At 60.0% G+C, this 7,860-nt stretch carries 9 protein-coding genes; 2 read left to right on the top strand and 7 right to left on the bottom strand.

Features of this window, described 5'->3' with window-relative positions; genetic code table 11:
- Positions 1–131: 131 nt before the first annotated feature.
- From J1D76_RS27710 to J1D76_RS27690, 5 genes are all read right to left on the bottom strand, one after another.
- A complete protein-coding gene (locus J1D76_RS27710) occupies positions 132–884 on the bottom strand; it encodes a hypothetical protein (protein ID WP_421141541.1) in 753 nt (250 codons plus the stop codon).
- 45 nt (positions 885–929) lie between these two features.
- Positions 930–1,358 carry a hypothetical protein gene (locus J1D76_RS27705; protein WP_421141540.1) on the bottom strand — a complete coding sequence of 143 codons (429 nt, stop codon included), beginning with the start codon at positions 1,356–1,358 and terminating at the stop codon, positions 930–932.
- 137 nt (positions 1,359–1,495) lie between these two features.
- Entirely contained in the window at positions 1,496–1,909 is a 414-nt protein-coding gene (locus J1D76_RS27700; protein ID WP_421141539.1) for a VOC family protein, read from the bottom strand.
- 89 nt (positions 1,910–1,998) lie between these two features.
- Positions 1,999–2,658 (bottom strand): TetR/AcrR family transcriptional regulator, encoded by a 660-nt coding sequence (locus J1D76_RS27695; protein ID WP_421141537.1) that lies wholly within the window; start codon positions 2,656–2,658, stop codon positions 1,999–2,001.
- Positions 2,645–3,496, bottom strand: a complete 852-nt coding sequence (locus J1D76_RS27690; RefSeq protein WP_421141536.1) for a 3-hydroxybutyryl-CoA dehydrogenase — start codon at positions 3,494–3,496, stop codon at positions 2,645–2,647. Before J1D76_RS27690 ends, J1D76_RS27695 begins: the two co-directional genes overlap by 14 nt.
- A gap of 163 nt (positions 3,497–3,659) precedes the next feature.
- Here J1D76_RS27690 and J1D76_RS27685 point away from each other — a divergent pair, with 163 nt between their 5' ends.
- Positions 3,660–4,691, top strand: a complete 1,032-nt coding sequence (locus tag J1D76_RS27685) for an AraC family transcriptional regulator (protein WP_421141535.1) — start codon at positions 3,660–3,662, stop codon at positions 4,689–4,691.
- On the opposite strand, the gene J1D76_RS27680 is transcribed toward J1D76_RS27685, so the two are convergent.
- Complete coding sequence (locus J1D76_RS27680; protein WP_421141534.1) at positions 4,670–5,626, bottom strand: alpha/beta hydrolase; 957 nt, start codon at positions 5,624–5,626, stop codon at positions 4,670–4,672. The two genes, J1D76_RS27685 and J1D76_RS27680, sit on opposite strands and share 22 nt — an antisense overlap.
- Before the next feature lie 124 nt (positions 5,627–5,750).
- Complete coding sequence (locus J1D76_RS27675) at positions 5,751–6,749, bottom strand: NAD(P)H-quinone oxidoreductase (protein WP_421141533.1); 999 nt, start codon at positions 6,747–6,749, stop codon at positions 5,751–5,753.
- A gap of 115 nt (positions 6,750–6,864) precedes the next feature.
- Here J1D76_RS27675 and J1D76_RS27670 point away from each other — a divergent pair, with 115 nt between their 5' ends.
- Positions 6,865–7,740 carry a LysR family transcriptional regulator gene (locus J1D76_RS27670; RefSeq protein ID WP_421141532.1) on the top strand — a complete coding sequence of 292 codons (876 nt, stop codon included), beginning with the start codon at positions 6,865–6,867 and terminating at the stop codon, positions 7,738–7,740.
- Positions 7,741–7,860: the final 120 nt, after the last annotated feature.

Raw genomic sequence — 7,860 nt, 5'->3', positions numbered from 1 at the left:
CAGTGAAACGATGCATCGCCGATGGTAGTGTGGGGTTTCCCCATGTGAGAGTAGGTCATCGTCAAGATTAAATTCCAAAACCCCAATTGCGAAAGCAGTTGGGGTTTTGTTTTTGTCCGCAGGAAAGCCAGTTACTGCCCTAACCGCTCCTGGATGTGCTTTAAGGGTTCCAGCGAGACACAGATAAAACCATCAAGCGGTCGATTGAGTTCCTCCACCAGCAAGATGGTTGCCCCCGTCGACAGGGCACACATCAACAACACCACGACAATGGTGCCGTTGCGCGGTGCGAACAGACCGAACGAGCCGAAGATAATGGCCAACCACGACACCAGGATCACCAGCATCACCGGTGGGATCGATTGGTTGGCTTGCAGTAGGGTCAGCCAGCGGACGGCAAACACGGTGTCCATGTCCTGCAATGCCGTTGCTTTGAGTGCGCGTTGATCATCGTTGCCCGGAGAAAGCGATTCGACTTGGCGCTGCAGCCCTTCGGAGCGACGGATGACTTCGGGGCTGTCGAGTTTTGCGATCTGAGCCTGATCGCGGGTCGCGAGCACTTGGGTGACTTCGGCGTAGTTGTGTTTGAGTTCGGTGCGGATGCCCTGGGTGTCGGTGCCGTAGCGTGCCAGCACACGATCGAATTGAACCACTTTCGCCGCCGCGCCCTCCAGTTCGGCATTGGCCGTATCGAAGGTGCTTTTGGCTGATGACACGAGCAGGCCGAGGACCAGTGCCGACATCGTAGCAATCAGCCCGGTGGCCAATTTCACCACCGCCACGGAGTCGTCACTCAGGTGATGGCTCGGCAATCGCGCCCGCACGTACGATCCCACTAGCGCGCTGCCGAACAGAAAGGCGAAGACGACGAGGGCGATCACCACATCATTCAACTTCGACCTCCAGTGTTGGTTTTCGCAAGGGTCGATCTATTGGTACTTGATCACGATCCCTTTGAGTTTGCGCCCCTCGATGGCCCTCACGTCGCGGGCCCAGAGTGGTCCGTTGGCATAGGCGCCGACCGCCTGAATGTGGTCATAGACGACCACCACTGCATCACCGCCGAGTTTGGCGGACTCTTCCCGCAGCTTTTGTTCGACTTCGGCAATCGGCGGGGCAGGGTCGACCGTGGCGTCGATCAGCACTTCACCCAGGCGTACATGCGGACGCAGGGGTTCGGAGCGCAGCACGACGACTTCGTCGGGGGAGGTGGGTGCCGGATGTTCTACGCCGACATAAGCGGTGGTTTGTGCATTGACACTGGCGCAGCCATTAAGGGTAAGCAGGCCAGCGATCAATCCACCTGCCAGTAGCACGAGTTTGAAACGAGTAGTCCAGGATGCGTCTTGGGCCAACATAGGGGGTCCTCCTCGGCTACGCAGCTATCCATGTGGCTAGTTGACGGTAGCAGACAGGCCGGGAGTTGCCAGAAAGCCCAATCTATTCAGGTTGGGCTTTTTTTGTGCCTGGAAGGCTGTCGATCGAGAAACGGCGCTCACTGGTCCTTTTCGCAATTGACCATCCATGCCACGCCAAAATGATCGACCAGCATGCCGAAGCGCGCGGCCCAGAAGGTAGCCTCCAGCGGCATTTGCACAGTGCCGCCTTCGGCCAGTGCATTGAAGACCCTGTCGGCCTCGGCAATGCTGTCGACGTTAAGAGAAATTGAGCAGGCACTCATGTTATTGACGGGGCGATCCGGTGTGGTGTCCGACCCCATGATCGCCTGATCGCCCACGATCAGGCGGGTATGGATGATCAGGTTCTGCAGATCCTTGGGGACGTGCTCGGCGGCAGGCGTTTCGCCGAAGGTCAGCATGGCTTCGATTTGGCCTTTCAGGCATTGCTCATAGAACGTGAAAGCGGCTTTGCAGTCGCCGTTGAAGATAAGGTAGGGATTGATTTTCATGCTCGGCTCCAGGTGCTCAAGTACACACATCGGTTTGGACGCCGGGCTAGTCGGCGAATTCCGATTATGTCGAGCCGACAAGCAAAGCGCTAAATCTTCGCCGGAGCATGTGTTTCTTTAGATGTTTTTTCGATAGGCCGAGCGAGGCTTATCGCTTCTGGCACACGCCGTGGCGCCATCACGCGCTCTATGGCGCCGCTGACCATGCTTTCCAGCAGTTCCTCGCGTTCCTGCTCGTCCAGCACGTGTGGTGTCAACCAGCTAGGTGCGCTGTTGAGGAGGGCACCAATCGCATGCCCGGCCGCAAGAAGGCCCTGCTCACTGAAACGGGATTTTGCGCCAAGCATCTTCAGCAGTGTGCGTTCGTATTGCTCGCGCAATTGTTGAACCCGAGCCTGCTGCTCTTCGTTCAGGCAGCCGCTGTCGCGTTCTACCAGACGGAAATGCCAGGGCATCTCCCGATGCAGGTTCAGGTGCGCTCGGATCAGGCTGTTGAGCTTGTCACGTTTGCCCGGGGCTTTTTGCTGGATGCGCCCCAAGGTGGCCAGCAGCTCTTCGTAGAACTCTTCGATCAGGTCGAGCAGCAGGTGCTGTTTGCTCGGGTAATGGTGATACAGCGAGCCTGGGGAGAGCCCCAGGCACGTCGCGAGCTCGCGCATGCCGACTTGGCCGAACCCCTTACAGGCAAACAGCTCCAGGACCTTGTCCCGGTACTCGGCAAAGCGCGAACAACGCTCAGGCATAGGCATGGAAGCCGCGCCCCGTTTTGCGTCCGAGGTAACCGGCCGCGACCATCTCCTTGAGCAGTGGTGCCGGGCGATATTTGCTGTCGTTGAAACCGTCGTAGAAGGCTTCGAGGATCGACAACAGGGTATCCAGGCCAATCAGGTCGGCCAATGCCAACGGGCCGATAGGCTGATTGCAGCCCAGGCGCATGCCGGCGTCGATGTCTTCGGCGCTGGCCAGGCCTTCCTGGAACACCAGGATCGCTTCGTTGATCATCGGCACCAGGATCCGGTTGACCACGAAGCCCGGGCGGTTGCCGGCGGTGATCGCGGTTTTGCCGAGGGTGGTCGCCATGTCCAGCGCCAGTTGGTGGGTCGCGTCAGTGGTTTGCAGGCCACGGATGACTTCGATCAGGCCCATCACCGGTACCGGGTTGAAGAAGTGCAGACCGATGAAACGCTCAGGCTGGCTGACACTGGCAGCCAGTTGGGTGATCGACAGCGACGAAGTATTGGACGCAATCACGCATTGGTTGCTGACCTGCGCGGCGATCTGTTGCAGCACACGCAGTTTCAACTCAAGGTTTTCGGTGGCCGCTTCGATCACCAGTTGCACGTCGCGCAGGCTGCTGTAATCGGTGCTGGTTTGGATCTTGGCGAGTGCGGCCTGTTTTTGTGCCTGGGTCAGGGTCTCCTTGGCGACTTGTCGATCAAGGTTTTTACCGACCGTTGCGACGGCTTTTTGCAGCGCGCTGTCGGAAATGTCGATCAGGGTCACATTAAAACCGGCCATGGCACACACTTGCGCAATGCCGTTGCCCATGGTGCCCGCACCGATCACCCCGATGTTTTGCAGATTCATCTTCCCATCCTTCGATCAAACCCTGCGATACCTTGGCGACGACTGTGGCCGAAGGCGTACTATTGCCGCGAGTCTAGGGCCGGCAGGGCGCTTGTCCTATGCCAAAACTGTTCAACGGCACTGATGTTTTTTGCCATTCGGGTGATGAGAGAGAAACGTACCAATGCGGGAAAAGGACTCGGTTGCCGCCTATTTCGTACAGGCAATGATCCATGGGCTGAGGGATGACCCGCAGCGCGTGACGGCCGTGCTTGAACAGGCGGGCGTTGATCCGGCGGTCATGCACCAACCCACGGCACGGGTGCCGGCCAACGCGTTTGCGACGTTGTGGCTGATTCAGATCCGCGAGCTCGACGACGAATTTTTCGGGCTCGATTCCCACGGCATGCCGCCGGGCAGTTTCGCCCTGATCTGCCGGGCGTTGATCCAGGAGCCCGATCTGCACAAGGCCATGCGCCAGTGCCTGGCCAACTTCGGGTTGTTCCTGCGCGACTTTCGAGGCTCGCTGGCGGTGCGTGGCAAGCGCGCGGTCATTAGCCTGCAAACCCGTTCGACCGACGAGGCGGCCAGCCGTTTTGGCGAAGAAACCTTCCTGGTATTGATGATCAGTCTGTTGTGCTGGCTGGGTGGCCGACGTATTCCGATTGATCGTGCCGACTTTCGTCATTCGCGCCTGTCATTGGCTGACGACCGACTGCTCTGGGGCCCCAACCTGACCTTTGGTGCCGAGCGCACCGAAATCGAATTTGCCAGTCACTTCCTGCGCTTGCCGGTGGTTCAGGACCTGGCATCGTTGAAAGTGTTTCTGCGCACCGCACCACAATGGCTGGTGATCCGCTTCCGCAATCAGCATGGCCTGGCCGCCCAGGTTCACCAGCGCTTGCGCGGCAGTCATTACAGCGACTGGCCGACGCTGCAGGCCTTTGCCCTGGAACAGCACCTGAGCCCCAGCACCTTCCGCCGCAAGCTGGAACGTGAAGGTTGTTCCTACCAGGAGATCAAGGACGAAGTACGGCGCGGCGTGGCCTTCGAACAACTGCGCCAGAGTGAGGCGAGCATCAGTGATATCGCCGAGCAACTGGGCTTCCAGGAGCCCAGCGCCTTCCATCGGGCGTTCAAGAAGTGGACCGGAGAAAGTCCGGGGCGCTATCGGGCGCGGTATCAGGGCGACGCTCAGGAATCCTGCGAGCCCTGAACCCCTGCCGGCCCGGCCACCTGATGGGGGCTGGCTTTCATCAAGCCATCGAGGGCCTGACGATACTGATTGCCACCCAGGCTCATGCTGTTGTTATGGGTGCCGCCAGGCACCAGAAGCAGGCGCTTGGGTTCATGCGCGGCATTGAACAGTTGCTGGCTGAAGCGTGCAGGCATGAAGGGGTCGGCCAGGCCGTGGACCACTAACAGCGGCATATCGATGTCGGCGATCTTGTCGATGGAATCGAACTTCTGCGACAACAGCCAGCGCACGGGCAGCCAGTTCACCGGTAGATTGTTGTTGGCCACTTCCGCCACCGCATCGCCCAGCGAGGTGAACGAGGACTCGATGACCAAACCGCGTACGGGCACCGGCATGTGCTGCTGTTTGGCCTGTGCGGCCAGGTCTGTCGCCAGGTCGATGGCCACGGCGCTGCCCAGTGAGTGACCGTAGATCAGGCGCTTGCTGGCGTCCGGCTGCATCTGCACAAAGCGCTCCCAGGCGACGTGTGCATCTTCATACACACTGGCTTCAGAGGGCAGCTCGCCTTTGCTCTGACCAAAGCCACGGTAGTCGATAGCCAGCACCGAAAAGCCCATGGCCCGCAATTGCTCGATGCGAAACGCCTGGCCCGTGAGGTTCCAGCGCACGCCGTGCAGGTAGAGGATGGACGGTGCATCGCGTCGAGCGGCCGGCCACCACCAGGCATGCAGGTTTTGCCCAACCTTGAAGCTGGCGGGCTGGATATCGAATTCCTGAACATCCGGCGGCAATCCGCGATACCAGCCCGCCGTGCCCGGCTCGATACGGAACAGCAACTCGCGTTCTTTGTATTTGAGCGCCCCGCAGCTCACCGGCAAGCCGATCAGCAACATGGACATGCACAGCCATGACAACCAGCGTCGGCGCAAGTGAGCGAGGAGGGAAGCAGACATCGGGTGGTCCAACGAAAACGTGAAGCACGGGTTTTAACAGATGTGCCCGTGCTTCAGGAGGTTTTTCCGACCATCGTTGAGGCGCAACGATTACAAATAGCTGCCTGACGATGTTGGCGTCGTATCAGTCCACGCGCAGGACAATCTTGCCAATGTGATCGCCCGCTTCCATCCGGGCATGGGCCTGCGCCGCTTCGTTGAGTGGGAAAACCTGATCGATCATCGGCAGGCAGCGCCCGGCGGCCAGCACTGGCCATACGTGTTCGCGCAGTTGTCGGGCGATGGCGGCTTTTTCCTCACCAGTCCGCGAGCGCAACAATGAGCCGGTGACGATGGCGCGTTTGGCCATGATCGCCAGCAAGTCGAGCTCCTTGGCGTGAGCGCCGCCGAGGAAGCCGAGCATCACCACACGACCTTCCATGGCCAGTGCCGCGACATTGTTGTTGAGGTACGAGCCGCCCATGATGTCGAGAATCACATTGACGCCCTGGCCCGCGGTTTTTTGCGCAATGACCTGCACAAAGTCCTGGTCACGATAATTGATCGCCTCGGCGCCCAGTTCGCGGATTACTGCGCATTTTTCCTCACTGCCGGCGGTAGCGAACGTTTGGATACCGAACTCACGACAGAGCATTAATGCGGTGGTGCCGATGCCGCTGGTGCCACCGTGGATCAACGCACGCTGACCCGTGCTTGCGCCGCCAAGGCCGAACAGGTTGGCCCAGACCGTGAAGTAGGTTTCCGGAATGGCTGCCGCCTTTAGCCAGTCCATGCCATCGGGGATCGGCAGCGCCTGTCCGGCCGGCACTACGCAATATTGCGCATAGCCGCCGCCGTTGGTCAGGGCGCAGACCTTGTCGCCCACTGCAAATTCGCTGACGCCTGCGCCAGTCGCCACCACCTCACCGGCCACTTCCAGCCCCGGGTTGGGGTTCATGCCGGGTTTCATCGGGTATTTGCCGGCCCGTTGCAGCGCGTCCGGCCGGTTGACGCCGGCGGCGTGCACGCGGATCAGGATTTCGCCGGCCCCTGCAACGGGCACCGGCACTTGGCGCGGTTGCAAGACGTCGGGGCCACCGGGCTCGGTGATTTCGATCAGGGTCATGGTCTGGGGCAATGTCATATCAAATACCTGTGGAGTGCTAAAGACAGGCCTTCAGCATAGCGAAGTTGCTGGAAGCATTAATGCAGCGATTACGCGTTAATCTGATGCGTAATTGCATCATAAGGAGCACGCCATGAATTGGGATGACGCCCGGGTATTTCTCGCGGTTTGCCGCGAATCGACATTGCGCGGCGCAGCGCGGGTGTTGGGCGTGGATCAGGCCACGGTCGGCCGGCGGATCACGGCGCTGGAAAAATCCCTGAGTGCGACCTTGTTCCTGCGCACCTCCGAAGGTTATGCGCTGACGGCGGTCGGTGAAGCGGCGCTCAAGGCGGTGGAGAAAATGGAGCATTCGGCGCTGGAGCTGGAACGCCAGATCCAGGGCCTGGACGATCGCTTGACCGGCACCGTGCGCGTCAGTACCACCGATTCACTGGCGATCGATTTCCTGATCCCGGCGATTGCCCGACTGCATCGACAACACCCGGATGTGCGGGTGCAACTGGACGCCACCACGCAGATTCTCAGCCTGGCAAAACGCGAAGCGGACATCGCCGTGCGCAACACCTGGCCGGACAACCCGGACCTGATCGCCCGGCGCATTGCCCGCTGGCCGGTGGGGTTGTTTGCCTCGCAAGCCTATGTTGACGCCCACGGCGTGCCGGAGCCCGGCTCGGCGTTTGCCGGGCATGACCTGGTGGTGTATCAACCGTACTTGCAGAGCCACAAGGACTTGACGCTGGTGTCGGAGCCGGTATCGCGCGGGCGGATTGTCGCCAGTCTGAGTTCCAGCTTGCTGGTGCGTCGCTCGATTGCCGAAGGGCTCGGGATCGGGGAAATCCCGCAGTACATCGGGGAGAAGGAAGGGCTGGTGAGGTTGTGGCCGGAGCGCTCGCGACCGTTGCTCTATGACATCTGGCTGGTGACCCACGCGGACTTGCGGCATACCGCCAGGGTCCGCGCGGTGATCGATGAGATTGTCGTGGGGTTCACCGGGACCAGTGAATAACCTGTAGATACTCTGTTCACGGTCAAGCTTTCGCGAGATGTTTTTCGCTGAAAAGCTTGGCCGTATCAAATTCTTTTCCAGAACGCATGCACGCCCATAACCCGGTCAGGTATTTGCGCA

This window comes from Pseudomonas sp. NFX15, from assembly GCF_049132105.1.
Lineage (GTDB): Bacteria > Pseudomonadota > Gammaproteobacteria > Pseudomonadales > Pseudomonadaceae > Aquipseudomonas.
Note: the sequence above shows the minus strand (reverse complement) of the source record. Positions and strands in the feature narration are given on the sequence as shown.

Excerpts from the sequence above, each read along its gene's own strand:
- J1D76_RS27690 (WP_421141536.1), bottom strand. The coding sequence starts at position 3,496 with ATGAATCTGCAAAACATCGGGGTGATCGGTGCGGGCACCATGGGCAAC.
- J1D76_RS27685 (WP_421141535.1), top strand. The coding sequence starts at position 3,660 with ATGCGGGAAAAGGACTCGGTTGCCGCCTATTTCGTACAGGCAATGATC.
- J1D76_RS27680 (WP_421141534.1), bottom strand. The coding sequence starts at position 5,626 with ATGTCTGCTTCCCTCCTCGCTCACTTGCGCCGACGCTGGTTGTCATGG.
- J1D76_RS27705 (WP_421141540.1), bottom strand. The coding sequence starts at position 1,358 with ATGTTGGCCCAAGACGCATCCTGGACTACTCGTTTCAAACTCGTGCTA.
- J1D76_RS27670 (WP_421141532.1), top strand. The coding sequence starts at position 6,865 with ATGAATTGGGATGACGCCCGGGTATTTCTCGCGGTTTGCCGCGAATCG.
- J1D76_RS27675 (WP_421141533.1), bottom strand. The coding sequence starts at position 6,749 with ATGACATTGCCCCAGACCATGACCCTGATCGAAATCACCGAGCCCGGT.
- J1D76_RS27695 (WP_421141537.1), bottom strand. The coding sequence starts at position 2,658 with ATGCCTATGCCTGAGCGTTGTTCGCGCTTTGCCGAGTACCGGGACAAG.
- J1D76_RS27700 (WP_421141539.1), bottom strand. The coding sequence starts at position 1,909 with ATGAAAATCAATCCCTACCTTATCTTCAACGGCGACTGCAAAGCCGCT.